Source organism: Caulobacter sp. CCH9-E1, from assembly GCF_001556515.1.
Taxonomy (GTDB): Bacteria; Pseudomonadota; Alphaproteobacteria; order Caulobacterales; family Caulobacteraceae; genus Caulobacter.
Genome location: NZ_LSJA01000002.1, coordinates 1 through 24,440 on the forward strand (window position 1 = coordinate 1; position 24,440 = coordinate 24,440).

Consider the following 24,440-nt stretch of genomic DNA (forward strand, 5'->3'; position numbering starts at 1 on the left):
CCTTCTCCCCTTGCGGGAGAAGGTGTCAGCGAAGCTGACGGATGAGGGGTCGATAAACCTTTCGGACAGCGTAGCGTAACCCCTCACCCGACCGCCTCCGGCGGCCCCCCTCTCCCGCAGGGGGAGAGGGGCTATTCCTCCTCCACCTCGTACGGATCATCCCCGCGATCGCGCATCAGGTCGGTCGCCGTGAAGTCCAGGGCGTCCTCGGCGTCGTCGAAGCACAGCTCCGACACCGTCTGGTCGCGCACCGAGATCCCGGCCTTGTGGGTGCTGTCCGGATCGCCGGTGACCAGCGGGTGCCACTGGGGCAGGTCCTTGCCCTCGTGCAGGCGCCGGTAGGCGCAGGAGCGCGGCATCCACTCCAGGTCCTCGATATTGTGCGGCGTCAGCTTGATGCAGTCCGGCACCGTCTTCTTGCGGTTCGGATAGTCCTTGCAGCGGCACAGGTGCTCGTCGAACAGCTGGCAGTGCACGCGGGTCGGGACGATCTCGCCGGTGTCCTCGTCCTCGAAGCGGACCAGGCAGCACAGGCCGCAGCCGTCGCACAGGCTCTCCCATTCGGGGACGGTCATCTCGGCCAGCGTCTTCGTCAGCCAGAAAGGTTTGCTTGAATTCATGGGCTCGTCCTAAACCCGAATGACCCGGCGACCAAACAGAGCCTAAGCTTAACCGTGACCGACTCGACGCCGCCGACCGACGAGACCCCGCCGCCAGAGGCTTCCGCCCCGGCGCCGACGCCCCCGGAGAGGCCGCCGGAAGCGCCGCTTCGCTTTGAGACCAAACCGGCCAAGACCCGCGGCGCCTGGCGCGTCTGGGCCTGGGTGCTGATCGGGCTGCTGGCCGCCCTTCTGGTCGCCGCGCTGGCCACCCTCGGCGGGGCCTATGTCGTGTGGGACAAGTATCTGAAGGACACCCCGCAGCTCCCCCCCCGCGAGGCGCTGTTCGCCCTGAACCGCGCGCCCGCCATCCGCTTCGAGGACCGCTACGGCCAGGTGATCGCCACGCGCGGCCCGCGCTACGGCCGGCGAGTCACGGTCCAGGAGCTGCCGCCGTACGTCTCTCAGGCCTTCCTGGCGGCCGAAGACCGCCGCTTCTACCAGCATGGTCCGATCGACGTGCAAGGCGTCTTCCGGGCCGCCTGGATCAACTGGCGGGCAGGCCGCACGGTGCAGGGCGCCTCGACTCTGACCCAACAGCTCGCCAAGGGCCTGTTCCTCAGTCCCGACCGGGTCATCAAGCGCAAGCTGCAGGAGATGCTGCTGGCCTACCGGCTGGAGCAGGTGCTGACCAAGGACGAGATCCTCGAGATCTACCTGAACCGCATCTATTTCGGCGCGGGCACCTACGGCCTGGACGGCGCGGCCCAGACCTATTTCGGCAAGTCGGCCAGCCAGCTGACCCTGTCGGAGGCCGCCCTGCTGGCCAGCCTGCCCAAGGCCCCGTCGCGCCTGGCCTTGAACCGGGACATGGAGCGCGCCCTAGCCCGCTCGCGCCTGATCCTGGCCAATATGCGCGCCGAGGGCTGGATCAGCGCCCGGGAGGAGCGCGAGGCGCTGGAGGACCGCCCAGCCCTGTCTCCCATCGGCCAGGACGAGGGCGACTTCGGCTGGGTGCTGGACTACGCCACCGCCGAGGCGGTGAAGATCGCCGGTCCCAACGCGCCCGACCTTGTGGTCCGCCTGACGATCGACCCGCTGCTGCAGCGCGAGGCGGCCGAGACCATCCGCCAGACCATCGCCGTGGATGGGCCGGTCTCGGGGATCTCCCAGGCCGCGTTGCTGTCGCTATCGGCCGACGGGGCCATCCGGGCGATGATCGGCGGGACCGACTATGTCGAGAGCCCGTTCAACCGCGCCATCCAGGCCCGCCGCCAGCCGGGTTCGACCTTCAAGCCGTTCGTGTACGCCACGGCGGTCGAGCACGGGGTGCTGCCGACCGACATCCGCGTCGACGAGCCGGTGAAGTTCGGCGACTGGGCCCCGGAGAACTATGGCGGCGGCTATCGCGGCCCGATGAGCGTGGAGCAGGCCCTGATCGCCTCGACCAACACCATCGCCGCCCAGCTGGGGAACGAGGTCGGCGGGGCGGCGATCGGCGAGCTGGCGCACCGCTTCGGCTTCACCAGCCTGCCCGATGCGCCCGACCTGTCGGTGGCGCTGGGCTCCTACGAGGTGAACCTGCTGCAGCTGACCTCGGGCTTCCAGGTGTTCCAGCTGGGCGGGGTTCGGCTGGAGCCCTACCTGATCCAGTCGATTGGCACGCAGGGCGGCCAGGAGATCTGGGCGCACCAGCCACCCGAGGCCGAGCGCCGCGTCTACGACATCGGCCATGCCAGCATCATGGTGCGGATGATGGAGAAGGTGGTGACCGAGGGCACCGCCCGCCGGGCCGAGTTCGGACGTCCGGCCGCCGGCAAGACCGGCACCAGCCAGAACTGGCGCGACGCCTGGTTCGTCGGCTTCACCCCCGACTACGTCACCGGCGTCTGGGTGGGCAATGACGACGAGCGGCCGATGAACAAGGTGGTCGGCGGCGACATCCCCGCAGCGGTTTGGCGGCGCTTCATGGTCGCCGCCCACGCTTCCCTGGCGGTCAGCGACTTCCCCTGGCTGCTGGACGATCCGGTCGTCGAGACACGGCCCGACCCGCGCAACGGCTTCTACGAGACCCTGGCCGCCGAGCTCGCGCGGACCGCGTCGGAGCGTGAGGACGCAGGCGAGGCTGGTCCGACGCCCCCCACGAACTAGCCCCCCCTTCTCCCCTTGTGGGAGAAGGTGTCAGCGAAGCTGACGGATGAGGGGTTGAAAAGGCCTATCGAGATGGCGGAGCGCGACCCCTCACCCGACCGTCTTCGGCGGCCACCCTCTCCCACAAGGGGAGAGGGAGACTCGCTACCGATACGCCGTCATAGAGGTCGGCCGATCGCTGACCTTCGTCGCCCAGGTCCTGTTGGGCGTCGCGCTCATCGTGAACACCAGTTCGCCGCCGGCGACGATCTCCTCGTGCTTCAGGAAGGCCCGGGTCAGCGGCTTGCCGTTCAGGGTGACCTTGGCGACGTAGGGCGCGCCGTCGGACAGGCCCACGGTCCGCACCGTGAAACGCTTGCCGTTCGGCAGGTTCAGGTTCGCCCGCTCCACGAAGGGGCGGCCGATGGCGTATTCGTTCGAGGCCGGCGTCACGGGATAGAAGCCCAGCGATGTGAACATCAGCCAAGCCGACATCTGGCCCAGGTCGTCATTGCCCGACAGGCCGTCCGGCGTCGGCTTGTACTGGCTTTTCACGATCTGCGTCAGCCGCGCCTGGGTCCGCCACGGCGCGCCGGCGTAGTTGTACATGTAGGCCACGTGGTGGCTGGGCTCGTTGCCGTGGATGTACTGGCCGATCAGGCCGGCGATGTCCTCGGCGTGCGAGTAGTCGACCTTGGAGTTGTCGAAGTCGAACATGGCGTCCAGCTTCTTCACGGTCGCCGCGTCGCCGCCCAACGTCTTGACCACCCCGCCCAGGTCCTGTGGCGCGAACCACGAGTACTGCCAGGCGTTGCCCTCGGTGTAGTCCGAGCCATAGTTGATGGCGGTCGGGTTGAACGGCTCGCGATAGGTTCCGTCGGACTTGCGCGCCCGCAGGAAGCCGGTCTTCGTATCGAAGCTGTTGCGCCAGTAGCCGGCGCGCTTCTCGAAGGTCGCGGCGACGTCGGCCTGACCCAGGTCGCGGGCCATGCGGGCGATGGTCCAGTCGTCATAGGCGTACTCGACCGTCTTGGAGGCCGCCTCCGGCTCCTTGTCGATCGGGACATAGCCCAGCGTCATGTAGTCGCCGAGGCCGCCATAGGGGGCGTAGGTCGCGCTCTTGACCATGGCGTCCAGAGCCGCCTTGCCGTCGTAGCCGCGGATCCCCTTCATCCAGGCGTCGGCGATCACCGGCACGGCGTGATAGCCGACCATCGTCCAGGTCTCCTGGCCGTGGAACTGCCAGACCGGCAAGATCTGGTAGGGGCTCTGGCGCTGCGAGGCGATCAGCGAGTTGACCACGTCGTTGGTGTAGTCGGCGGGCTGGACCAGGGTCAGCAGCGGATGCTCGGCCCGGAAGGTGTCCAACAGCGAGAAGGTCGAGTGGAAGGTAAAGGGTCGGCCGTCCAGGGTCCCATCGCGCACCTGGTCGTCAGGCCCGCGATAGCGGCCGTCGGCGTCGGCGAAGACGCTCGGGGCCAGCAGGGTGTGGTAGAGCGCCGTATAGAGCGTCTTGCGCATCGGAGCGGGCGCCTGGATGTCCACGGCCGCCAGCGCCTTCTCCCAGGCCGCCTTGGCCCGGGCGCGCTGGGCGTCGAAGTCGAAGCCGGGCTCGTCGCTGGCCAGGTTGGCGATCGCCCCGTCCTCGCTGACCGAGGACAGCGCCACCTTCACCGTCAGGGGCCCGTCCAGGGGGCCGAAGTCGAAGACGCCGACCAAGGCGCGGCCTTGGATCTGCGCGCGGTCGTTCGGCGTCCGCCCAGGCTGGGCGAAGCCCTTGTAGGGCACGTCCGCCTCGCGGTTGTGGAAGGCCTGGCCGACCAGCGGCTTGTCGAAGCGGATGGCGAAGAACAGCTTGCGGCCAGGGGCCCAGCCGCGCGTCTCGCGATAGCCGGTGATCGTCCCGTCCGGCGCGACGCGCAGTCGCGACCACAAGACCTTGCCCGGATAGTTGTAGATCGAGCTGCGCAGGTCGATCAGCACCTGGGCGCGCTGGCCCTTCGGGAACGCGTAACGGTGCAGACCCGTGCGTAAGCCGGCGGTCAACTCGGCCCGCACCTGGCTGTCGCTGAGCGTCACGGCGTAATAGCCCGGCTGGGCGACCTCGCTGTCGTGGCTGTAGCGCGAGCGGTAGCCCGAGCCCGGCTTGTCGACCTCGCCCGGCTCCAGCTTGGCCTCGCCGACGACCGGCGTCAGCAGGATGTCGCCGAGGTCGGAATGGCCCGCGCCCGAGAAGTGGGTGTGCGAGAAGCCGAGGATCGTGGGATCGCCGAAGCGATAGCCGGCCGCGCGGGCATAGCTCTGCTTGAACGGCAGTATGTCCGTGTCGGGACTGAGCTGCACCATGCCGAACGGGACGACCGCGCCGGGGAAGGTGTGGCCGTCGCCGCCCGTGCCGATGAACGGATCGACCGCGTCGTAGGCGGTCTGGGCATGCGCCGCGCCCGCCAGGATCGATAGGCTGGCGGTCAGGACAAGGGCGAGACGCATCAGAAACTCCGCGACAGGTTGGAGGGCACCCTAGCAGCGCCCCAAACCTTGTCATCCCGGCCGCAGCGCAGCGGAGAGCCGGGACCCCAGGGGCCGCCGCGCCGCCTCTTGCCCCTGGGTCCCGGATCGCCTCTTCGAGGCTTCCGGGATGACAAGGATTTTGCGTCCTAGTCCGAACCCGCCATCGCCCGCTCCACCGCCGCCATCGCATGCAGGGTGGTGGTGTCGAAGACCGGCACGGGGCTGTCGGCCTGGCCGATCAGCAGCATGATCTCGGTGCAGCCCAGGATGATCGCTTCGGCGCCGCGCTCGACCAGCCGTTGGATCACGGCCCGATAGGCCTCGCGCGACAGGTCCAACACCCGGCCGGCGACCAGTTCCTCGTAGATGATCCGGTGAACGACGGCCCGGTCCTCGGCGTCGGGCGTCATCACCGTCAGGCCGTGCTTGGCTTCCAGCCGGCCGCGATAGAAGTCGTGCTCCATGGTGAAGGCCGTGCCGAGCAGGCCGACGGTGGACAAGCCCGCCGCCGTGATCGCCTCGCCCGTCGGATCGGCGATATGCAGCAGCGGGATGCGGACTGCCGCCTCGATGGCCTCGGCCTCCCGGTGCATGGTGTTGGTGCAGAGAACCAGGAAGTCCGCCCCGCCCGCCTCCAGCGCCCGCGCGGCGTCGGCGAGGCGGCGCGACAGCTCTGGCCACCGGCCGGCGTGCTGCAGGCGCTCGATCTCGGCGAAGTCGAACGACCACATCAGGGTTCGCGCCGAAGCCACGCCGCCCAGCCGCTCGCGCGCGGCCTCGTTGATCAGGCGATAGTACTGGGCCGAGCTTTCCCAGCTCATGCCCCCGATCAGTCCGATCAAGGCTTGTTCGGTCATGGCGGGCTCCGCGCGGTCGACGCGCTGGTCTCTAGCAAGCGAGCGTGCGTTAAAGAACCTCCCGCCGCGCCAGATGCAGGACGGCGGCGACCAGGGCCAGCGCGCCCAGGCCTCCGCCGAGAGCGAGCGCGGTCTCGATCCGCCAAGCGTCGCGCGCCAACATGTTCACCGGCATCTGCCAGGGGAAGAACACGCCCTGCTTGGCGCTGGTCGCCACCACCGAGAAGAAGGTCCCGCCAATCCCCACGGCCAGGGCTGGCACGAAGCTGGAGAACCGCAGCGCCATCCACAGCTGGATGGCGATCATCAGCAAGCCGGCGGCGAAGATCTTGCCATTGAGCAGCAGCACCTTGGAGACATCGATCACGCCGGTGGGGGCCACGGCGGGCTTCAGGAGCGAGGCGGCGGAGATCGCGCCCCAGGTGACTAGCTGGTTCAGCAGGGTCATGACCGCGACCAGGGCCGCCACGCAAATCGCCTTGGCCGCGTAGAGCTTCCACCGCGCCACGGGCAAGGCGCGCAGGTGGTCCCAGGCGCGTGGGCCGTGCTCCATCTGGGCGACCAGGGCCGTCAGGGCAGTCACGCTCATCGGCAGCATGAAGAAGGCCCAGATCCCCGCCGACATCTGGAGCCACTTCTCCCAGGGCATGGGGTGCTGGGCCCGCAGCAGGCTGAAGAAGGCGATGATCCCAATCAGGGCGGGCGCGGCCACGGCCAGCAAGGCGGCGAGGGACCGGTTCAATTTGCGCAGTTCGACGGAAAGGACGGCGATCATCAGGCGGCCTCGGCGAAGGAGGAACGAAAACCGGCGACGCGGCGATAGATGTCCTCCAGGGACCTTTCGCGCGGGCCGATGGCGAAGACGGACGCGCCGCTCTCGACCAGCAGGCGCGTGATGGTGCCGGCGGCCCGGTCGGCGTCCTCTCCGGGCCGGAGCGCGACGGTCAGGCCCGCCTGCCCGGCGACGGGGGAGCGGCCATGCGCCAGCAGCAAGCTCACGGCCCGCGTATCGTCGCTCGTCCGCAGGATCAGCTCTGGCGCGAGATCCGCCTTCAGCCGCGCCAGCTCGCCCTCCAGCACCAGGCGGCCGTCGTTGACGACGCCCACGTGGGTGGCGGTCTGCTCGATCTCGCCCAGCAGGTGGCTGGACAGCAGCACCGTTGCGCCCGTGCGCTCGGGCAGGCTCTTCAGGAAGCGGCGCATGTCGGCGATGCCGTCGGGATCGAGGCCGTTGGTCGGCTCGTCCAGCACCAGGACCGGCGGCGCGCCCAGCATGGCTCGGGCCAGGCCCAGGCGCTGGCGCATGCCCAGAGAGTAGCCGCCGACCTTGCGATGGGCGTCGGCGCGCATCTCGACCACCTCCAGAACCCGTTCGATCTCCATCGCGCCCAGGCCCAGCAGAGTCGCCGTCAGCGCCAGATTCTCGCGACCGGTCAGATTGCCGTAGAAGCCGTGCGCCTCCAGCAGGGCGCCGATCTTGCGCGCCGCCGCCATCCGCTGGCGAGCGACGTCCAGGCCGCAGACCCGCGCGCGGCCGGCGGTCGGCCGCAGCAGGCCCAGGATCATCTTCAGCGTCGTGGTCTTGCCCGCGCCGTTTCGGCCCAGGAAGCCGTAGACGGCTCGCTGGGGCACGGTCATCGACAGGTCATCGACCGCCAGGCGCGCGCCGAAGCGACGGGAAAGGCCTTTGGTCTCGATGGCGGCGGGCATCGGCGGCGCTCGTGAAATTTAAGTCTAAGATAAAGTTGCGAGCGTCGGATCTTTAAGTCAAGATTAAAGAAAGGACAGGATCCAGACGCGCGAGCCACCCATGAGCCAGACCGAAACCCTCGCCTTCCGCCGCATGTGCCGTCAGTTCCGCTGGCTGGCCATATTTATGGTGACCAGCGTCGGCGCCTTGGTCGCCGGAATGGCCTGGATCTTCCCGGTGCTCTATGCGCTGACGCATCACGAGCCCCTGAGGGCTGACAGGATGCTGGCCGGGACGATCTGGAACCTGCCGATCATCTGCTACCTGTTCGCGGTCTGGACGATTGGACGGACGCTTGGAGAGCTGGCGAACGGCCGGCTCATCCAGGCGGCCCTGCCGCCCGCGTTGAGACGCGTCGGGATCGCCCTGGGCGTCGGGGGCCTCATCAGCGTGTTCGGAGTCAGCAACCTGATGCGGCTGGTCGGCCACGTCAGAGGCGGCTATCTGCACTTCGACGTGGCCGGCATGACGCTGGGCATGATCGGCGGCGCGCTCTTCCTGCTGGGCCGCGTGATGGACCAAGCCCTGGCGGCGCAAGCCGAACTCGACGAGATGATCTGATGCCCGTCCGCGTCACCCTGGACGCCCTGATCGTCGCCAAGGGCCTCAAGGCCCGCGACCTGGCGGCCGAGGTCGGCCTCAGCGAGACCCAGTTGTCACTGTTCCGTTCGGGCAAGGTGAAGGGCATCCGCTTCCGCACCCTGGCCCGCCTGTGCGCGGCGCTGGACTGCAAGCCCGGCGACTTGTTGGACTACGCGTTCGACGCCGAGGACCTCAACGCGCCGGACGAGGCCGACTGACGCCAGTCCTCCGCCGTCTGGCCCCACATCTGTGTCGGCCCGGCGGCGTCCATGGGCGGCGGCAGGGTGACCATGTCGACCAGGCGCGAGCCCAGCCGCTGCGCCACGGCCTGGGACGGCAGATTGTCGGGATGGATCATGTGGCCGACGAAGTCCCAACCCAAGGTCTCGAAGGCATGCTCGAGACAGGCCCTGCCCGCCTCTGTGGCGTACCCCTTGCCCCAGGCGTCGCGATGGAACAGCCAGCCAACTTCCGGCGCGGGCCAGCCTTCGGGCCGCCAAGGACCGACGCGCCCGACCCAGCGGCCGGTCGCCTTCTCGATCGCCGAGAACTGGCCAAAGCCCAGCAACGACCACATCCCGACCACCTGGGCCAGGGCGCGCCAGGCGACGCTTCGGGCCATCGCGCCGCCCAGATAGCGCATGCACTCGGGGTCCATGTGGAACTCGGCCCAGCCCGCATCGAAGTCCGCCTGGCTCGGCATGCGCAGAACAAGCCGCTCGGTCTCGAGGGTCACAGCCACGCAAATCTCCCACCGTTCTTGCCGGGCCGTTCGATCCGGTCTCTAAATTCGCGTGGGGACTGGATCATGGGGGGGCCATGGGGGGCTACGACTATTTGCGGCTGGCCGCGGCGATCCTAGTGATCGCCCATCACGCGCGGGTGCTGGACGGCCGCCCGCCGATGATGCTCGGCGCCGGAGCCGACCTGGGCGCGCTGGGCGTCGGGATCTTCTTCGTGATCAGCGGCTACCTGGTCGCCGGCAGCCTCGCGCGGGCGCCCAGCCTGGCGGTCTTCGTCGCCAAGCGCGCCCTGCGAATCTTTCCCGGCTTGGCGGTCGCCCTGTTGTTCACGGCGTTCGTCCTAGGCCCACTGGTCACCGCCATCGACCTCGGGAGCTATTTTCGCGATCAGGACCCCTATGGCTACGTGCTGAGAAACCTCAGCCTTTATGCGGTCACCTACGACCTGCCGGGCGTGTTCCTGTCCGCGCCGATGGCCGGCGTGGTCAACGGGTCGCTCTGGACGCTGCGGCTGGAGTTCACCGCCTATCTCACCCTCGCGGCTCTGGGCGCGGCGCGCCTGGCGGCGGCGAGACCCCTGGCGTCGCTCGCAATCCTGGCGGCGGGCGCGGCGATCGGCCTCCACGTCCTGGGCTTTGACGCGCGCGGCGACCTCTTCCGCATCGCCTATCTGGCCAGCCTGAACGGCTTCCTGTTCCTCGCCGGCGCGTGGCTCTGGGCGCGTCGCTTGACGCCGCCCGTGTGGCTGACGGTCCTGGCGATCCCGCTGCTGGCGACGCCGGCCTGGTTCCTGGCCTTGCCGGCCCTGGTCGTCCGCCTCGGCGCCCTGCCCTTGCCGCGGCCGCCCGCCGATCTGTCGTATGGCCTCTACATCTACAGCTTTCCGCTGCAGCAGATGCTGGCCGAGCGCGGCGAGCTGAGCCTCATCACTTCGCTGGCGGCCGCCCTGCCCTGCGGGGTCCTGTCCTGGTTTCTGGTCGAGAAGCCGGCGCTGAGGCTGAAGTCACGGCTGAGCCCGAACACGCCCCGGCCCGTCCTCAGTCCCGCAGTGGCCGCAGCCGATTGACGTGGCCCATCTTTCGACCGGGACGGGCCTCGCCCTTGCCGTAGAGGTGCAGGCGGGTCTCGGGCTCGGCGGCCAGCTTCTTCCAAGCGTCGACGTCCGCGCCCAGGAGGTTGGTCATCTCGACGTGATGATGCGGCTGGGTCGGACCCAGCGGCCAGCCGGCGACGGCGCGGATGTGCTGCTCGAACTGGTCGACCTCACAGCCGTCCTGGGTCCAGTGCCCGGTGTTGTGGACGCGCGGCGCGAACTCGTTGACCAGCAGCTTGCCGCCGGCCAGCTCGAACAGCTCGACCCCGATCACGCCGACATAGTCGAGGGCGGTGAGGATCTTGGCGGCGATGGCCTCGGCCTGGTCGCGGGTGGCCGGCGTGATCTTGGCCGGCGCCACGGTGCGGCGCAGGACGCCGCCCTCGTGGTGGTTCTCGCTGACCGGATAGCAGGCGATCTCGCCGTCGCGGCCACGCGCGGCGATCACCGACAGCTCGCGGCCGAAATCGGCCGGCGCCTCGAGGATCGCGGCCTGGCGGCCGATGCGGTCATAGGCTTCCTCGGCCTCGCCGGCGCGCTGGATCCAGGCCTGGCCCTTGCCGTCATAGCCTTCGCGGCGGGTCTTCAGCAGCGACGGCGCGCCGATGCGGGCCACGGCCTGCGCCAGGCTCTCGCTGTCATGGACGGCGGCGAAGGCCACAGTGGGCACGCCGATCTCGGCCAGGAAGCTCTTCTCGGCCACGCGGTCCTGGGCGGCCGCCAGCGCCTTGGCGCCGGGCGAGACCACCGCGCCCAGGGCGGCCAGCTCGGCCACCGTGTCGGCGGGGACGTTCTCGAACTCGTAGGTGACGACGTCGCAGGCCTCGGCCAGGCGCTTCAGGGCCCAGCGATCATCATAGGTGGCGACAATCTGGCGGGCGGCGACGCGGCCGGCGGGCGAGGCCTCTTCCGGGTCCTGGATCACCACGTCGAAGCCCAGGCGCGCGGCCGCCAGGGCCAGCATGCGGCCCAGCTGTCCGCCGCCCAGGATGCCGATGGTCGAGCCGGCGGCCAGGGGAAACTCAGCCATCTTGATCTCTTAGTCCTCGACGCTTTCGGCGACGCTGTCGGTCTGGGCGGCGCGGAAGGCCGCCAGGCGCTGGGCCAGGCCCGCGTCCGACAGGGCCAGGATCTGGGCGGCCAGCAGGCCGGCGTTCTTGGCGCCCGCCTCGCCGATCGCCAGCGTCGCCACCGGAACGCCGCCCGGCATCTGCACGATCGACAGCAGGGAATCGAGACCCGACAGCGCCTTGGACTGCACCGGCACGCCCAGCACCGGCAGGTTGGTCATCGAGGCCGCCATGCCCGGCAGGTGCGCCGCGCCGCCGGCCCCGGCGATGATCACCTTGTATCCGGCCTTTTCCGCGCCCGTGGCGAAGTCGAACAGGCGCTGGGGCGTGCGGTGGGCCGAGACCACCTTGGCCTCCCAGGCCACGCCCAGGCTGTCCAGCGCATCGGCGGCGCCCTTCATGGTCGGCCAGTCCGAACGGCTGCCCATGATGATGGCGACAGGCGGGGTGGTCGAAGGCATCGGCGTCATCCCGTTGATGAAAGCCGCCCCGTATGCGCGTCAGCCCCCTTCGCGCAAGCCCAAAACGTCACCAAACGCCTCAAACACGAGCGCGCGGCCCCCTACGACCACGCCCTGGGTACGCCCCGATTGCGCCCGACGCGGTTGCCGTTAACCATATCCAAGCTGTGCCATTTCGATTCGCGTAGGGTCATGAAGATTACCGGCGCCCGGACCGAGCCCTTCGCCGCCATCCGCAAGCGCGCTCTGGTGCGCGCCGGGGCTCAGGTGGCGGTCCGCGAAGTGTCCGCGCCCGACAGCGCCGCCTTCCTGGGCCTGACAGAAACGGATCTGACCCCGAAGGTGATCGAGGCCCTCCAGACTCTGATGACCGAGATCGAGGATCTCCGGAACGAGGTGTCGGCCCTGAAGCTGCGGCTGAACGAAGCCCAGAACCTGGCCGACATGGACGCCCTGACCCCAGTGCTGAACCGCCGCGCCTTCCTGCGCGAGATGAAGCGCGTCGCGGCCTTCGCCCAGCGCTATGGCTCGCCGGCCAGCGTGGTGTTTTTCGATCTGGACGGCTTCAAGTGGGTCAACGACCGCTTCGGCCACGCCGCCGGCGACCAGGCGCTGAAGGCCGTGGCCAAGCGCCTGCTGAACAATGTCCGCGAAAGTGACATCGTCGGCCGGATGGGCGGCGACGAGTTCGCGGTCCTGCTGGCCCAGGCCGATCGGGAGACCGCCCTGACGAAGGCCCGCGCCCTGGCCGACGCGGTGATGGGCGCGCCGGTCGAGTTCGGCGAGTGGTCGGCGCCCCTGCACATCTCGTACGGCGTGCGCGAGATCGAGCCGGGCGCCGATCCCGAGGTCGCCCTGGCCGAGGCCGACGCGGCCATGTTCCTGCGCAAGCGCAAGACCGCCGTCGCCTAGAGCCCTTTTTCGGCTCCGGCCGCGCCGGGACAACCGAAGATCGTGCGACCTTATCGCGCGGCGACCCGCTCTCCGCCGCCGGCTATGCTTTTCAGGTTCTGTTAAGCATGACGGCGCGGGACGGATGCAGAAAATTCTGATCGCCGAGGACGATCCCGTCCTGTCGATGATCTACGAGATCACCCTGACCGAGGCCGGTTTCGAGGTGCTGCTGTGCCATGACGGCCAGGAAGCCTTCGAGGCGCTAGGCAGCTTTTCGCCCGATCTCGTCATCACCGACCACTCGATGCCGCGCATGAGCGGCGGCGACCTGATCAGCGCCGTCCGGCGCGCCTGCCCGCATGCCGCCACCCTTATGGCCTCGGGCGTCGACACCCGCCTGCTGCGCGCCGACCAGCACGCCGACGCGCGCCTGGAAAAGCCGATCACGCCGGGGCGGCTTTTGGATACGGTTCGGGCCCTGGAGGCGGCGCGCGGCCGGGGGCACTGAAGCTTTTTACCGATCTTCCCGGCGAATGCCGCGATCCAGACCGAACCCATAAAAAGCGAAGATCCGATCGGCGGTCGGGCGAGACACCCCCAAATTCTCAGGATGAATCTGGGCCCCGGCATTCGCCGGGGAGGTCGGAGTTCCGGGTTAGGCGATGATGTCCGGGGTCAGCAGGTCTTCCAGCCGGATGATCTCGTCCTTCAGGGCCAGCTTCTTCCGCTTCAGGCGGGCGATCTGCAGCATGTCGGGCTGGTAGCGCTCTTCCAGGGCCTGGATGGCGTCGTCGAGATCCTTGTGCTCCTCGCGCAGGTCGGCGAGGCGGCGTTCGATCGCGATGTCGGAGTCGTCCGACGGATCGTCGTCGTTCATGGACATGATCTCAGATGGGCCCGTTGGAAAGATAGATGGGAAAGGCTGACGACCGGTAAAGGCGCTCAACCGGCCTTATTTTCAAGGGCCTTGGCGAGCTGCTCGAGCGCGGCTCGGCGCGGCGGGTCGCCGGAGGCTTCGGCGGCGGCGACAAGGCCCTCGATCACCGAGGCCGGCGCGCCCGCGGGACCGGTCAGGGCCTCCAGACTTCCCAGCAGCACGCGCTCGCCCTGGAGCTCGACCGCCTTGACCGCGTCGCGCAGCGCCTCCTTGGCGGCGTCGTCGACCGGCGGACGCGGCGGCTTCAGGGCCCGGCGCACGCCCCGCAGGGGGGCGCCGATCTCGGCGTCCCAGTCGCGCATCAGCCGGGCGGCTTCCTTGAGGTCGGCCGAGCGCCCCTCGCCCGCCGCCCAGGCGGCCCACAGCAGGTAGGGCACGTTCTGGCCGTGGCCGTCCTGCAGGTTCAGACACGCGGCCGCGACAGGTTGTCGCGCATAGACCTCCAGGGCCCAGTCCCAGATTCGCATCGGCGTTAACCCTCACCCTTGCCGGTGATGGTCTCGAGGTCCTCCCCCCAGCGCTTCACGGGCCGCCAGGAGAGGTCGAAGAGGTCGAGGGCGCGGCCCACCGACTGGTCGACCATCTCGGCGATCGAGGCGGGCTTAGCGTAGAAGGCCGGCAGCGGCGGGGCGATCACCGCGCCCATCTCGGCCAGCTTGGTCATGGTGCGCAGATGGCCCAGGTGCAGCGGCGTCTCGCGGATCATCAGCACGAGCGTCCGGCGCTCCTTCAGCGTCACGTCGGCGGCGCGGGTCAGCAGCGAAGACGTTACGCCGGTTGCGATCTCGCTCATCGTCCGCACCGAGCACGGCGCGACGATCATGCCCAGCGTCCGGAACGAGCCCGAGGCGATCGACGCCCCGACGTCGGCCGGGCGATGGACGACGTCGGCCTTGGCGTTGACCTCGGCGACGCTCAGGCCTGTCTCTTGAGCGAGCGTCAATGCCGCCGATTTGGACAACACCAAGTGGCTCTCGACGCCGAGCTCGCGCAGGGCGTCCAGCGTGCGCAGGCCGTAGACGACGCCGGATGCGCCCGTGATCCCGACCGCTAGCCGCGCCGGTTCCCTTGGGCGATCAACGGTCTTCGAAGCGTCGGTCATGGTGAATGTTCGTCCGTCATGGGAGCAAAAACGGCCCCGTCAAGCGCCGCCCGTTGCAATCATATGTGATCTGACAGCGTCGCGCAGCGGGTGTTCACTTTCCTCTCCAACAGCAAGGAGCCGAGAGCCATGGCCATCGAATCCCGTATCCGCGAGCTTGGGTCCCGTCACGAGAACCTCGACCGCAAGATCCAGGAGGAGACCAACCGACCCGGTTATGATCCGACGCTGCTCCGAGAGCTGAAGCGCCAGAAGCTTAGGCTGAAGGAAGAGATCGAGGGCCTCCGCGCCCGAATGCACTAGCTGCTAACGGCAGCCGAAAAACGAGAGGCCCCGCTCCGGCAAGGAGCGGGGCCTTTGCTTTTTTCCGACCGTCCGATCATTCCAGCGTCCGCCGGAGGATCGGCCCCCTGAAACCCTAGTCTTCGTCTTCCTCGTCGACATAGCCCAACGACTTGCCAAACACGTCCTCGGCCTTGATGTCGCCGCGGGGCGCGCGGAAGTCTTCTTCCTCTTCCTCGACCTCGGGCTCGAACTGGCCGGCTTCCGAGGCGGGACGCAGGGTCGGGTCTTCCGGCAGGATGCCCTTCTTCAGGTCGTCCTTGGCCTTCTTCTCGGCCGCCTTCTTGACCAGGGCGTCCAGCTCCAGCTGGCCGACCAGGCCCAGGGTCACCGGATCGACCGGCTTGATGTTGGCCGCGTTCCAGTGCGTGCGGGCGCGGACCTGCTCGATCGTGGCCTTGGTGGTGCCGAGGATCTTCGAGATCTGGGCGTCGGTCACCTCGGGGTGGTGGCGCAGGAACCAGGCGATGGCGTCCGGACGATCCTGGCGACGCGAGACCGGGGTGTAGCGCGGAGCCTTCTTCTGCGGCTTCAGCAGTTCGGCGTGGCGGCTGACCTGGGCCTTCATCCGGTAGTCCGGATTGGCCTGGGCGCGGTCCAGCTCCTCGCGGGTCAGCTGGCCGTTGCCGATCGGGTCGGCGCCGCGGATGTCGCGCGCCACTTCGCCGTCGGCGATGCCGCGCACTTCCAGCGGGTGCAGGCCGCAGAAATCGGCGATCTGTTCGAAGCTGAGCGAGGTGTTGTCCACCAACCAGACGGCGGTCGCCTTGGGCATCAGGATGTCGGACATGCGGTCCTCCAGAAATGACGGCGCCCGGCCTTTCGGCCGGGCGGGATGTGGTAACCGCTATAATGCGGTTCTCGGAAAAAGGGAACGGGGACTAAGCGCCCATCGCCCTATTCTATTGCGGAGCCAAGGCCTTGAGGACGTCGGCGTCCTGCGGCGCGGCGCTTTTGATGTCGTTGTCGAAGTAGCTGTAGGCGTCGCGCCCCGCTTGGCGCTGCTCGGCCAGGAACGCCGCCCACGCCTTGAGGTCCTTTTCAGGATAGCGGCCGGCGTAATGACCGCCAGGCCCGTGGCCGCGGACATAGGCGAAATCGGCGGTGACCAGCCAAGGCGACGGCGCGTCGTGGTGGTCGGAGATACAGAACGCGATTCCGTGGTCGCGCAGGATCGAATAGACGCCCTCGTCGTACCAGCTGTCGTGTCGGAACTCGATGGTGGCTCGCTGGCCCTTTGGCAACCACGACAGAAAGCGCTTCAGCCACTCGTCGTCCCGATGCAGCATCGGCGGCAGTTGAACCAGGGCCGGCCCCAGATGCTCGCCCAGCGGCTTCATGCGGCCGAAGACCAGGTCGACGCTGTCCTCGCAGTCCTTCAGCTTTTTGTTGTGAGTGATGTAGCGCGAGACCTTCCAGGCGAAGACGAAGCCGTCGGGCGCCTGGTCCGCCCAGCCACGCACGGCGCCTTCCGACGGAAGCCGATAGAAGCTGCCGTTGATCTCGGTCGTGTCGAAACGGGACGCGTAATAGGCGAAGTGATCCTTCAGCCGGATCGTCTCCGGATAGAACGGCCCGCGCCAGTCCTTGTAGGCCCAGCCGGAGCAACCGATGCGGATCTCGCTCATGCGAGGAAGAACGCGGGGGATGGGGTCGAGGTTCGATCTCATCCTCCGACCTCCCCGGCGAATGCCGGGGCCCAGATTCATCCGGAGGGGTTCGGGCGTTCGCACCCCAAACCCTGCCCAACGTCATCGGTTCGTGGGTTCGATCTGGGCCCCGGCATTCGCCGGGGAGATCGGCTTTAGGAAACCACCAGCACCACCTTGCCCACGTGCTCCCCGGCCTCGAGGTGAGCATGAGCCTTGGCCGCTTCGGCGAGCGGGAAGGTGGCGTCGACGATCGGCTTGAGCTTGCCGGCCGCCACCCAGGGCCAGGCCACGCGCTCGACCTCGGCGGCGAGGCGCGCCTTCTCGTCGGCCGAGCGGGGCCGCAGGGTCGAGCCGGTGATCACCGCGCGCTTCTGCATGATCTTCATCACCGGGACTTCCAGCGTCGAGCCGCCCAGGCTGGCGATGTAGACGATGCGGCCGCCGGTGTTCAGGGCGTCGAGATTCTTCTCGAAATAGCTGGCCCCGACCATGTCGAGGATCACGTCGGCGCCGCCGGCGGCCTTCACGACCTCGGCGAAGTCCTCGGTCTTGGCGTCGACGGCGATGTCGGCGCCCAACTCGAGCGCCTTGGCCTTCTTGTCGGCGCCGCGTCCGGTGGCGATGACCTTGGCGCCGGCGGCCTTGGCCATGGCGATCGCGGTCGTCCCAATTCCGGACGTCCCACCATGAACCAACAGGGTCTCCCCGGCCTTCAGGGCGCCGTGCTCGAAGACGTTGGCGAAGACCGTGAACACCGTCTCCGGCAGGGCCGCGGCGTGGACGAGGTCAAGGTCGCCGGGAATCGGCAGGGCGTGGCGGGCGTCGACGACGGCGTATTCGGCATAGCCCCCGCCGCCCAGCAGGGCGCAGACCTTGTCGCCGGCCTTCCAGCGGCCCGCGCCCACAACGACTTCGCCGGCGACCTCCAGGCCCAGGGTCGTCGGCGCGCCGGGCGGCGGCGGATAGAAGCCCAGGCGCTGCAGCAGGTCAGGACGATTCACCCCGGCGGCGGCGACCTTGATCAGGATCTGGCCCGGTCCCGGTTCGGGACGCTCCGCCGTCACGGCCTTCAGGGCCTCGGCGGGTCCCTTGCCGCCTTCGATCGCGATCGCGGTCATCGTCTCGCCCATGGGCGGCTCCCTTCCAGTCACTTGCCTTGCGGCCTAGGTAGGCGTCAGATGACGGCTGGAAAAGGGAGAATGCCGATGTTCGAGGATGCTGCGGAACCGCGCGCCTTCAGCGGACGCGCTCTGAGCGAAGCCACGCATGAGGATCTGGAAATCTACGGCGTTGCGGAATTGGAAGAGCGGATCGAGGCCCTGCAGGCCGAAATCGAGCGCACCAAGGCCCAGCTGGCCAAGAAGAAAGCAGGCCGCGACGCGGCCAATGCGCTGTTTGGTCGCCTCGACTAACGGTTCCTTTAAGGTTTCGGTGAGGTTACTGACGTCTTAAAGCATTCCAATCCGCTTTCGGACGGTCTTTATAGGTGATCGGTTCGATGGGGGCGGGTCGCGAAACGGCACATCGGCGTCTGGCACGAGGGTTGCAGTTCCCTCGTTCCGAGCGAGATGTCCTCGCGGCCTTTCGAAGGGGCATTGAGTAGCTATGACCGAAGTCAACGCGTTGGCCGATACGCCTTGGCGCGCCGGAGTCATCCAGGACTTCGCCCGATCGGAACTGTTCGACCGCACGTTCGAGGAAGGCATGCAGCTGGTCGAGGAGACCGCCGCCTATCTCGACGGCGCCGGCCGGCATGACAGCAAGATCCTCTCGCGCAACGCCGCCCTCAGCTACGCCAGCGAAAGCATGCGCCTGACCACCCGCCTGATGCAGGTGGCCTCGTGGCTGCTGGTCCAGCGCGCCGTCCGCGAGGGCGAGATGCCGCCGGAAGCCGCCTGCGCCGAGAACTACCGCCTGGCCGAGGAAATGATCGGCGATCCCTCCCCGATCGAGGACCTGCCGTTCGGCCTGACGAACCTGCTGCACCGCTCCGAGCGCCTGTACGAGCGCGTCCGGCACCTGGATCGCCGCATGTACGTGGAATCGCCCAGCGAAGAGGCCCCGCGGCCGGTGCAGGCCCACTTCGACCGCCTGGCGGCGGCGTTCGGGGGGTAGTCCCAGCCCTACCGCGCGCCGTACCGCATCTTCGCCAGCCCCTCGACCATCTCGGTGGCGAGATCCATCGGCTTGAGGCCCGCCTTCCACTTCTCGAAGGCCATGACGTTGTCGATGCGGGCGTCCAGGTGCGACAGCGCCGAGGTCCGGCCCGAGGCCATATCGACGGCCAGGGTCGAGACCAGGATGCCTGACAGGATCGCCCGCTTGGAGTAGTGGTTCTCGTCGGTCGCCGTATCGCCGGCCCAGCGCCAGATCGCGTCGGCGGTCTCCCAGGTCAGCCTGCCGGCCAGCGGCAGATTCGTCGGGAAGGCCAGGAACACGGCCAGCGGCCGCAGCACGTCGCCATTCTCCTGGGCCGCGTCGAGTCGGGCGATCACGCCTTCGCGAATCCGCTGTCGGATCTTCAGGGTCGCCAGATCCAAGGCCCGTAGGCGCTCCATGGCCGCCGCGTCATGGCGTCGCGACAGCAGGGCGGCCAGGTCTCGCGGCCCCTCGGGCATCAGGAGCTGGCCCTCAGCCTCTGAAAGCCCAGCCGCCGCCAGGGCCCGGCTGACGAGTCCGGCGTTCCAGCCGGCGCTCGGCGCCAGGCGCAGGGCCTCGTCCAGGATGAGTTGCTCGGTCGAGTCGGCCCAGCTAGCGCCCGCCTGACCCGAAGCTTGACCAGATGTGTCGATATTTTCGCTCATGAATCCGAGTCTACACCGGTGTTTAAGCCGCGTCGCGCATGGACAGGACGCGCGCGCTCTGCTATCAGCCCCGCCTCATCGCCTGGGAGCACCCCTTCCAGGTTACCCGGTTTTGTTCGCCCGCCCGGCCCCTCAAGAGGGACTTGGGAATATTGGTCGGGCTGTCGAATGGAGAGATACCCCTGGTCCAGATTTTCGTCCGCGACAACAACGTCGATCAGGCCCTGAAGGCTCTGAAGAAGAAGATGCAACGCGAAGGCTCGTTCCGCGAAATGAAGCGGCACGTGCACTACGAAAAGCCGTCGGAAAAGCGCGCTCGCCAAAAGGCCGAAGCCGTCCGTCGCGCTCGCAAGCTGGCCCGCAAGCGCGCTCAGCGCGAAGGCCTGCTGCCGATGCCGAAGAAAGCTGGCGGTCGCTAAGACCCCTTCCCTTCGCATCGCCGAAGATTTCGAAGGCCGCGCGGCGATCCGCGCGGCCTTCGTCGTGTCTGGATCAGCCCTTGCCCCGCGCCTCGGCCACGAACGCCACGGCCCGGACGATATGGTCGGCGAAGCGGCGGCCGATCAGCAGGGTGTGGGTGGCGGCCTCGACGTGGTCGATCATGCCGTGCTCCGAGCGCCGAGCCGGAGCGGCCTGCATCTCCTTGCGCGCCTCGCGGCCAGCGACCGGACCGGCGGTGACAACGGCCACGGGCCACTTCGGATCAAAAGGCGGCTGCCGGCCGGCCTGGGCCGAGGCTTCCGCCCACAGGCTAACCTCCTCGGCCGCGGTGCGATTGTGGCGGCCATTGGCGAAGGCCCAACCCTTCTCGGCCTTGGCGGCCGGCGGCAGGTCGATCTTGTCGCCCAGGCGCGTGTGGACCAGCGGCTTGTAGAGGCCGATCGACGCCCCGCGCGCCGCCCATTTCGAGATGTTGGCGAAGGCGTTGATGAAGCTCTGCATTCGCGGGTCCTGGGCGGCTTCGGGTCCAGCGGCGTCGGCCAGCACCAGGCCCGCCACCTTGTCGGGATTGCGGCCGGCGAACTCACGCAGACGCAAGCCGGCCATCGAGTGTCCGACCAGGATATAGGGCCCAGGCTCGCCCGAGACGGCGATCAGCTTCTCGAAGTCGTAGACTATGGCCAAGCCGTCGCGCGGCTTCGGTCCAGGCGGGGAAAAGCCCATGCCGGCGCGGTCATAGGCGCAGGAGCGCCAGCCGGCGGCGGTCAGGGCCTCCTGAACCGCCCCCCAGTCCGCCGCGAGGCCAAAAGCGCCCGACTCCAGCCAGACGACCGGCCGATCGCTCTTGGGGCCTTCGCAGACCAGCCTCAGCGCGCGCCCGGGCTCGATCTCGACCATCTGCCCCCGGGCCTTGGGCGCGCCGGCGGCGGTCATCAGCCCCCCGACCGCGATATAGGACACAAGCAGGAGCGCGAAGCCCGCGACGCCACGGCCGAGAAACTGGATCATGGCGTTCAATGTAGGGACGGTTTGCGACGCGTCGAGGCGCGTTGCGCGGGGTGCGGAGTTTTATCCTTCCGAGACCGGGATCCGGGTTCGCACCCGGCCGCTCTTGGTCCGCGTGACCGGCGCACCCTTCACGCCGTCGGGCCATTTCGACACGACCGCCAGGCGCACCTTCTTGGAGACCCGCCCCGCCGCGCGGATCGGCATGTCCTCGGCCTCGGCGAAGCTGCGCCCGATGAAGAAGGCCGGGTTCAGCGGCTTGTCGCCCTTGCGAATCTCGAAATGCAGGTGCGAGCCAGTCGAGCGCCCCGAATTGCCGACAAAGGCCACCGTCGATCCCCGGCGGACATAGGCGCCCTGCTTGACGCCACGGGCGGGGGCCTTGAGGTGGGCGTAGAGGGTGGTCATGCCGCCCTTGTGCATCACCTCGACGAAACGGCCATAGGTGGGGCTGACGCCGGTGCGCTTGACCACGCCGTCGGCCGAGGCCTTGACCAGCGCGCCGGCGGGGGCGGCGATGTCGACGCCCTGGTGCAGGCGGCCGTTCTCTTCCCAAGGCAGCTGGCGCAGGCCGAACGGCGAGTCGATGACCCGGCCCGGCAGCGGCGCGTCGAACACGAAGGCGGGGGGCGGCGGCTCCGGAGCTTCGAGCTCCGTTACGGGCGGCGCGACGCCCTCGTCGGCCGCCGCGACGGCGGGCGGCTCGGTCATCCAGGCGCCGAACGCCGCAACGCCGTTCAAGGCGCCAACCGTGGCCGCCACACCCAAAGCCACGAGAAACGCCACACGCAGTTGTTGAGCTGGAATAGCCAGGCTTCTGGAAATCAAACCACTACCTCTCGCGATATCCGGTCAATCGAGAGGACCGCGCCAAGGCGGCTCAACTCACATACTTGACCTTTCAGGATCATGAATGGCGGGCTCTATGACTGGCCGTTTTGACCAAAACAGGGCGCAGCTTAACCATTCGTTTGCGATAATCTGGGTTCTCGGTCCGATTTTCTCTGATAGCGCATCCATTCGACTTGAAGCTGCCAATCGACACCTTGAGCCAGACGCCAGGACGCATGACATCGCGCGGAGACGCAACTCCGCCTCAAATAAATTACATCGAAGTAATTTATTGATATTCATTAATTCCCTTAATTACACGTCATGAATGAGACGTAACGGGACTCCGCGATATCGCGACATTAGACAGTATTCATCGGCGCTAAAAACAGCGTCATCCAGAGGGATACTTCCAATGCGCAAGTTCATCACGAGCGTCACCACCGTCGCCAGCCTGAGCTTGGCGGCCATTCCGGTCCTGGGCCTGACGCAAGCCGCCAACGCGGCCGAGCCGACCGCCCGCATCGCCTACGGCGACCTGAACCTGGCCGATCCCGCCCAGGCCGCGGTGTTCAAGGCCCGCGTCGAAGCCGCCGCCACCAAGCTCTGCTACGCCAAGATGAACAGCGGCGACCTCGCCATGCCCCTCCGCGCTTGCGTCGCCGATGGCCTTCGCCAGGCCGAACACCAGCTGCCGGAAGCCAAGCGACAGGCCCTCGCCCACGCGGCCAACGCCCCGACCGTGAAGGTCGCCGCAAAGTGATCGGAAGGCGGCGCGCTTCCTCCGCCGCCCGTCCGCCGAGAACGAAAAAGGCCCCGGCGTCACCGCCGGGGCCTTTCGCGTCCTTAAGATGAAGAAGCCTTAGAGCCCCTTCACGATGCCTTCGACCATCTTCTTGGCGTCGGCGAACAGCATCATGGTGTTGTCCTTGAAGAACAGCTCGTTCTCGACGCCGGCATAGCCCGAGGACATGCCGCGCTTCACGAAGAGGACGGTGCGAGCCTTTTCGACGTCCAGGATCGGCATGCCGAAGATCGGGCTCTGCGGGTCGGTCTTGGCGGCCGGGTTGGTGACGTCATTGGCGCCGATCACGAAGGCCACGTCGGCCGTCGAGAACTCGCTGTTGATGTCCTCCAGCTCGAAGACCTCGTCATAGGGAACGTTGGCCTCGGCCAGCAGGACGTTCATGTGGCCCGGCATGCGGCCGGCGACGGGGTGGATGGCGTACTTCACCTCGACGCCCTCCTCCTTCAGCTTGTCGGCCATTTCGCGCAGGGCGTGCTGGGCCTGGGACACGGCCATGCCGTAGCCCGGGACGATGATCACCTTGCTGGCGTTCTTCATGATGAAGGCCGCGTCGTCGGCGCTGCCCTGCTTCACGGGACGGGTCTCGACCTTGCCCCCGGGGCCGGCGGCCGCGGCGTCGGCGCCGAAGCCGCCCAGGATCACCGAGACGAACGAGCGGTTCATGCCCTTGCACATGATGTAGGACAGGATCGCGCCCGACGAGCCGACGAGCGCGCCGGTGATGATCAGGGTGGTGTTCTCGAGCGTGAAGCCGAGAGCCGCCGCCGCCCAGCCGGAATAGCTGTTCAGCATCGACACCACGACCGGCATGTCCGCGCCGCCGATCGGGATGATCAGGGTGACGCCGATCAGCAGGGACAGGGCGAAGATGCCCCAGAAGGCCCACTTGGCCTGGCCGCCGCTGACCACCAGCGCCACGATCAGGGCCACGATGCCGGCCGCGATCAGGATGTTCAGCAGGTGGCGAGCCGGCAGCAGGATCGGCGCGCCGCTCATATTGCCGTTCAGCTTGGCGAAGGCGATGACCGAGCCCGTGAAGGTGATGGCGCCGATGGCCAGGCCCAGCGACAGCTCGATCAGGCTGTTGAGGTGGATATGGCCGTCCGCGCCGACGATGCCGTAGGCGGCGGGCGTGTAGATGGCGGCCACGGCCACCAGGCAGGCGGCCATGCCGACCAGCGAGTGGAAGGCGGCGACCAGTTGCGGCATCGAGGTCATCGGCACGCGGCGGGCGATCACCGCGCCCACGCCGCCGCCGACGGCGACGCCGGCGGCGATCAGGCCCAGGGTGACGGCGTCCAACGCGCCTTGCGACCACAGGGTCGACAGCACGGTGGCCACGGCGATGGCCATGCCGACCATGCCGTAGGTGTTGCCCTTGCGGCTGGTCTCGGGGCTCGAAAGCCCACGCAGCGCCAGGATGAACAGCACCCCGGAGACGAGGTACAGGATGGCGGCGAGATTGGCGTTCATGTCAGTGTTTCCCCCTGCTCTCGCCCGCTCACTTCTTCTCTTTCTTCTTGTACATCGCCAGCATGCGCTGGGTGACCAGGAAGCCGCCGAAGATGTTGACCGCCGCGAAGGCCGCGGCGATCGCGCCTGCGCCCTTGGAGATCCAGACCGAGCCGGCGGCGGCTTCACCCGCGGCGCCATGGGCGGCGGCGGCCAGCAGGGCGCCGACGATGATCACCGACGAGATGGCGTTGGTCACGGCCATCAGCGGCGTGTGCAGCGCGGGCGTCACGCTCCAGACGACGTAGTAGCCGACGAAGATGGCGAGCACGAAGATCGCCAGACGGAACACGGTGGGGTCGACGGCTTCCATGGG

General features: G+C 68.1%; 30 protein-coding genes and 1 pseudogene. 11 read left to right on the forward strand and 20 right to left on the reverse strand.

Annotation, left to right across the window (positions count from 1 at the left end):
• Nucleotides 1-131 precede the first annotated feature (131 nt).
• Nucleotides 132-620, reverse strand: a complete 489-nt coding sequence (locus AX690_RS00170; protein WP_066686630.1) for a YcgN family cysteine cluster protein — start codon at nucleotides 618-620, stop codon at nucleotides 132-134.
• A 54-nt stretch (nucleotides 621-674) separates the two neighbouring features.
• Here AX690_RS00170 and AX690_RS00175 point away from each other — a divergent pair, with 54 nt between their 5' ends.
• Complete coding sequence (locus AX690_RS00175) at nucleotides 675-2,750, forward strand: transglycosylase domain-containing protein (protein ID WP_066686629.1); 2,076 nt, start codon at nucleotides 675-677, stop codon at nucleotides 2,748-2,750.
• Between the two features lie 144 nt (nucleotides 2,751-2,894).
• On the opposite strand, the gene AX690_RS00180 is transcribed toward AX690_RS00175, so the two are convergent.
• The 4 genes from AX690_RS00180 to AX690_RS00195 all read right to left on the reverse strand — a co-directional run bounded on the left by AX690_RS00180 (nucleotide 2,895) and on the right by AX690_RS00195 (nucleotide 7,807).
• On the reverse strand, nucleotides 2,895-5,219 hold the full coding sequence (locus AX690_RS00180; RefSeq protein WP_066686628.1) for a GH92 family glycosyl hydrolase: 2,325 nt from the start codon (nucleotides 5,217-5,219) through the stop codon (nucleotides 2,895-2,897).
• A gap of 167 nt (nucleotides 5,220-5,386) precedes the next feature.
• A complete protein-coding gene (locus AX690_RS00185; protein ID WP_066686627.1) occupies nucleotides 5,387-6,097 on the reverse strand; it encodes an aspartate/glutamate racemase family protein in 711 nt (236 codons plus the stop codon).
• A gap of 49 nt (nucleotides 6,098-6,146) precedes the next feature.
• Nucleotides 6,147-6,872 (reverse strand): ABC transporter permease, encoded by a 726-nt coding sequence (locus AX690_RS00190; protein WP_066686626.1) that lies wholly within the window; start codon nucleotides 6,870-6,872, stop codon nucleotides 6,147-6,149.
• Nucleotides 6,872-7,807 (reverse strand): ABC transporter ATP-binding protein, encoded by a 936-nt coding sequence (locus tag AX690_RS00195; protein ID WP_066686625.1) that lies wholly within the window; start codon nucleotides 7,805-7,807, stop codon nucleotides 6,872-6,874. The genes AX690_RS00190 and AX690_RS00195 overlap by 1 nt, the downstream gene beginning before the upstream one ends.
• A 100-nt stretch (nucleotides 7,808-7,907) precedes the next feature.
• On the opposite strand from AX690_RS00195, the gene AX690_RS00200 reads away from it, so the two are divergent.
• The gene (locus AX690_RS00200) at nucleotides 7,908-8,408 is read left to right on the forward strand and encodes a hypothetical protein (RefSeq protein ID WP_066686617.1); all 501 of its coding nucleotides are present in this window, start codon (nucleotides 7,908-7,910) and stop codon (nucleotides 8,406-8,408) included.
• Nucleotides 8,408-8,647 (forward strand): helix-turn-helix transcriptional regulator, encoded by a 240-nt coding sequence (locus AX690_RS00205; RefSeq protein ID WP_066686616.1) that lies wholly within the window; start codon nucleotides 8,408-8,410, stop codon nucleotides 8,645-8,647. The genes AX690_RS00200 and AX690_RS00205 overlap by 1 nt, the downstream gene beginning before the upstream one ends.
• Here AX690_RS00205 and AX690_RS00210 read toward each other — a convergent pair.
• Entirely contained in the window at nucleotides 8,599-9,171 is a 573-nt protein-coding gene (locus tag AX690_RS00210) for a GNAT family N-acetyltransferase (RefSeq protein WP_082769407.1), read from the reverse strand. The two genes, AX690_RS00205 and AX690_RS00210, sit on opposite strands and share 49 nt — an antisense overlap.
• A 77-nt stretch (nucleotides 9,172-9,248) precedes the next feature.
• Between AX690_RS00210 and AX690_RS00215 the strand changes: the two genes are divergently transcribed.
• Nucleotides 9,249-10,238, forward strand: a complete 990-nt coding sequence (locus tag AX690_RS00215) for an acyltransferase (RefSeq protein ID WP_066686615.1) — start codon at nucleotides 9,249-9,251, stop codon at nucleotides 10,236-10,238.
• Here the strand turns inward: AX690_RS00215 and AX690_RS00220 are convergent.
• Nucleotides 10,210-11,295 (reverse strand): 5-(carboxyamino)imidazole ribonucleotide synthase, encoded by a 1,086-nt coding sequence (locus AX690_RS00220; RefSeq protein WP_066686614.1) that lies wholly within the window; start codon nucleotides 11,293-11,295, stop codon nucleotides 10,210-10,212. The two genes, AX690_RS00215 and AX690_RS00220, sit on opposite strands and share 29 nt — an antisense overlap.
• Nucleotides 11,296-11,304: 9 nt before the next feature.
• Entirely contained in the window at nucleotides 11,305-11,796 is a 492-nt protein-coding gene (gene purE, locus AX690_RS00225; RefSeq protein WP_066686612.1) for a 5-(carboxyamino)imidazole ribonucleotide mutase, read from the reverse strand.
• Between the two features lie 192 nt (nucleotides 11,797-11,988).
• Here purE and AX690_RS00230 point away from each other — a divergent pair, with 192 nt between their 5' ends.
• A complete protein-coding gene (locus AX690_RS00230; protein WP_066686610.1) occupies nucleotides 11,989-12,708 on the forward strand; it encodes a GGDEF domain-containing protein in 720 nt (239 codons plus the stop codon).
• 124 nt (nucleotides 12,709-12,832) lie between these two features.
• On the forward strand, nucleotides 12,833-13,198 hold the full coding sequence (locus AX690_RS00235; RefSeq protein WP_066686609.1) for a response regulator: 366 nt from the start codon (nucleotides 12,833-12,835) through the stop codon (nucleotides 13,196-13,198).
• Between the two features lie 147 nt (nucleotides 13,199-13,345).
• Here AX690_RS00235 and AX690_RS00240 read toward each other — a convergent pair whose 3' ends face one another.
• The 3 genes from AX690_RS00240 to AX690_RS00250 are packed head-to-tail and all read right to left on the reverse strand — an operon-like array spanning nucleotide 13,346 to nucleotide 14,729.
• A complete protein-coding gene (locus AX690_RS00240) occupies nucleotides 13,346-13,576 on the reverse strand; it encodes a YdcH family protein (RefSeq protein WP_197426735.1) in 231 nt (76 codons plus the stop codon).
• 56 nt (nucleotides 13,577-13,632) lie between these two features.
• Entirely contained in the window at nucleotides 13,633-14,094 is a 462-nt protein-coding gene (locus AX690_RS00245; RefSeq protein WP_066686605.1) for a TIGR02444 family protein, read from the reverse strand.
• A 5-nt stretch (nucleotides 14,095-14,099) separates the two neighbouring features.
• Entirely contained in the window at nucleotides 14,100-14,729 is a 630-nt protein-coding gene (locus AX690_RS00250) for a UbiX family flavin prenyltransferase (RefSeq protein WP_066686603.1), read from the reverse strand.
• Nucleotides 14,730-14,858: 129 nt separating this feature from the next.
• Here AX690_RS00250 and AX690_RS00255 point away from each other — a divergent pair, with 129 nt between their 5' ends.
• Entirely contained in the window at nucleotides 14,859-15,032 is a 174-nt protein-coding gene (locus AX690_RS00255) for a YdcH family protein (protein WP_066686601.1), read from the forward strand.
• A 115-nt stretch (nucleotides 15,033-15,147) separates the two neighbouring features.
• Here AX690_RS00255 and AX690_RS00260 read toward each other — a convergent pair whose 3' ends face one another.
• The 4 genes and pseudogenes from AX690_RS00260 to AX690_RS00270 form a co-directional block, all read right to left on the reverse strand.
• Entirely contained in the window at nucleotides 15,148-15,861 is a 714-nt protein-coding gene (locus AX690_RS00260) for a DUF1013 domain-containing protein (RefSeq protein WP_066686599.1), read from the reverse strand.
• Between the two features lie 112 nt (nucleotides 15,862-15,973).
• A complete protein-coding gene (locus AX690_RS00265) occupies nucleotides 15,974-16,741 on the reverse strand; it encodes a DUF72 domain-containing protein (protein WP_231732056.1) in 768 nt (255 codons plus the stop codon).
• Between the two features lie 4 nt (nucleotides 16,742-16,745).
• A pseudogene (locus AX690_RS24065) lies at nucleotides 16,746-16,857 on the reverse strand (hypothetical protein); the annotation flags it as partial.
• An 18-nt stretch (nucleotides 16,858-16,875) separates the two neighbouring features.
• Nucleotides 16,876-17,853, reverse strand: coding sequence for an NAD(P)H-quinone oxidoreductase (locus AX690_RS00270; protein ID WP_066686594.1), 978 nt, complete (start codon nucleotides 17,851-17,853; stop codon nucleotides 16,876-16,878).
• Between the two features lie 75 nt (nucleotides 17,854-17,928).
• Between AX690_RS00270 and AX690_RS00275 the strand changes: the two genes are divergently transcribed.
• Complete coding sequence (locus AX690_RS00275; protein WP_066686761.1) at nucleotides 17,929-18,135, forward strand: DUF1192 domain-containing protein; 207 nt, start codon at nucleotides 17,929-17,931, stop codon at nucleotides 18,133-18,135.
• A 193-nt stretch (nucleotides 18,136-18,328) separates the two neighbouring features.
• Nucleotides 18,329-18,838 carry a DUF1465 family protein gene (locus AX690_RS00280; protein WP_066686592.1) on the forward strand — a complete coding sequence of 170 codons (510 nt, stop codon included), beginning with the start codon at nucleotides 18,329-18,331 and terminating at the stop codon, nucleotides 18,836-18,838.
• A gap of 8 nt (nucleotides 18,839-18,846) precedes the next feature.
• Here the strand turns inward: AX690_RS00280 and AX690_RS00285 are convergent, their stop codons facing one another.
• Nucleotides 18,847-19,527 (reverse strand): COQ9 family protein, encoded by a 681-nt coding sequence (locus tag AX690_RS00285; RefSeq protein ID WP_066686590.1) that lies wholly within the window; start codon nucleotides 19,525-19,527, stop codon nucleotides 18,847-18,849.
• Nucleotides 19,528-19,709: 182 nt separating this feature from the next.
• Here AX690_RS00285 and rpsU point away from each other — a divergent pair, with 182 nt between their 5' ends.
• Nucleotides 19,710-19,946 carry a 30S ribosomal protein S21 gene (gene rpsU, locus AX690_RS00290; protein WP_082769410.1) on the forward strand — a complete coding sequence of 79 codons (237 nt, stop codon included), beginning with the start codon at nucleotides 19,710-19,712 and terminating at the stop codon, nucleotides 19,944-19,946.
• A gap of 73 nt (nucleotides 19,947-20,019) precedes the next feature.
• Here rpsU and AX690_RS00295 read toward each other — a convergent pair whose 3' ends face one another.
• Both AX690_RS00295 and AX690_RS00300 read right to left on the reverse strand, forming a co-directional pair.
• Nucleotides 20,020-20,976, reverse strand: coding sequence for an alpha/beta hydrolase (locus AX690_RS00295; protein WP_082769411.1), 957 nt, complete (start codon nucleotides 20,974-20,976; stop codon nucleotides 20,020-20,022).
• Between the two features lie 60 nt (nucleotides 20,977-21,036).
• Nucleotides 21,037-21,735 (reverse strand): M23 family metallopeptidase, encoded by a 699-nt coding sequence (locus tag AX690_RS00300; RefSeq protein WP_231732057.1) that lies wholly within the window; start codon nucleotides 21,733-21,735, stop codon nucleotides 21,037-21,039.
• Between the two features lie 484 nt (nucleotides 21,736-22,219).
• On the opposite strand from AX690_RS00300, the gene AX690_RS00305 reads away from it, so the two are divergent.
• Nucleotides 22,220-22,567 (forward strand): UrcA family protein, encoded by a 348-nt coding sequence (locus tag AX690_RS00305; protein ID WP_066686585.1) that lies wholly within the window; start codon nucleotides 22,220-22,222, stop codon nucleotides 22,565-22,567.
• A gap of 99 nt (nucleotides 22,568-22,666) precedes the next feature.
• Here AX690_RS00305 and AX690_RS00310 read toward each other — a convergent pair whose 3' ends face one another.
• Together AX690_RS00310 and AX690_RS00315 are read right to left on the reverse strand one after the other, a co-directional pair.
• Nucleotides 22,667-24,085 (reverse strand): NAD(P)(+) transhydrogenase (Re/Si-specific) subunit beta, encoded by a 1,419-nt coding sequence (locus AX690_RS00310; protein ID WP_066686581.1) that lies wholly within the window; start codon nucleotides 24,083-24,085, stop codon nucleotides 22,667-22,669.
• 28 nt (nucleotides 24,086-24,113) lie between these two features.
• Nucleotides 24,114-24,437, reverse strand: coding sequence for a proton-translocating transhydrogenase family protein (locus AX690_RS00315; protein ID WP_066686573.1), 324 nt, complete (start codon nucleotides 24,435-24,437; stop codon nucleotides 24,114-24,116).
• Between the last annotated feature and the right edge of the window lie 3 nt (nucleotides 24,438-24,440).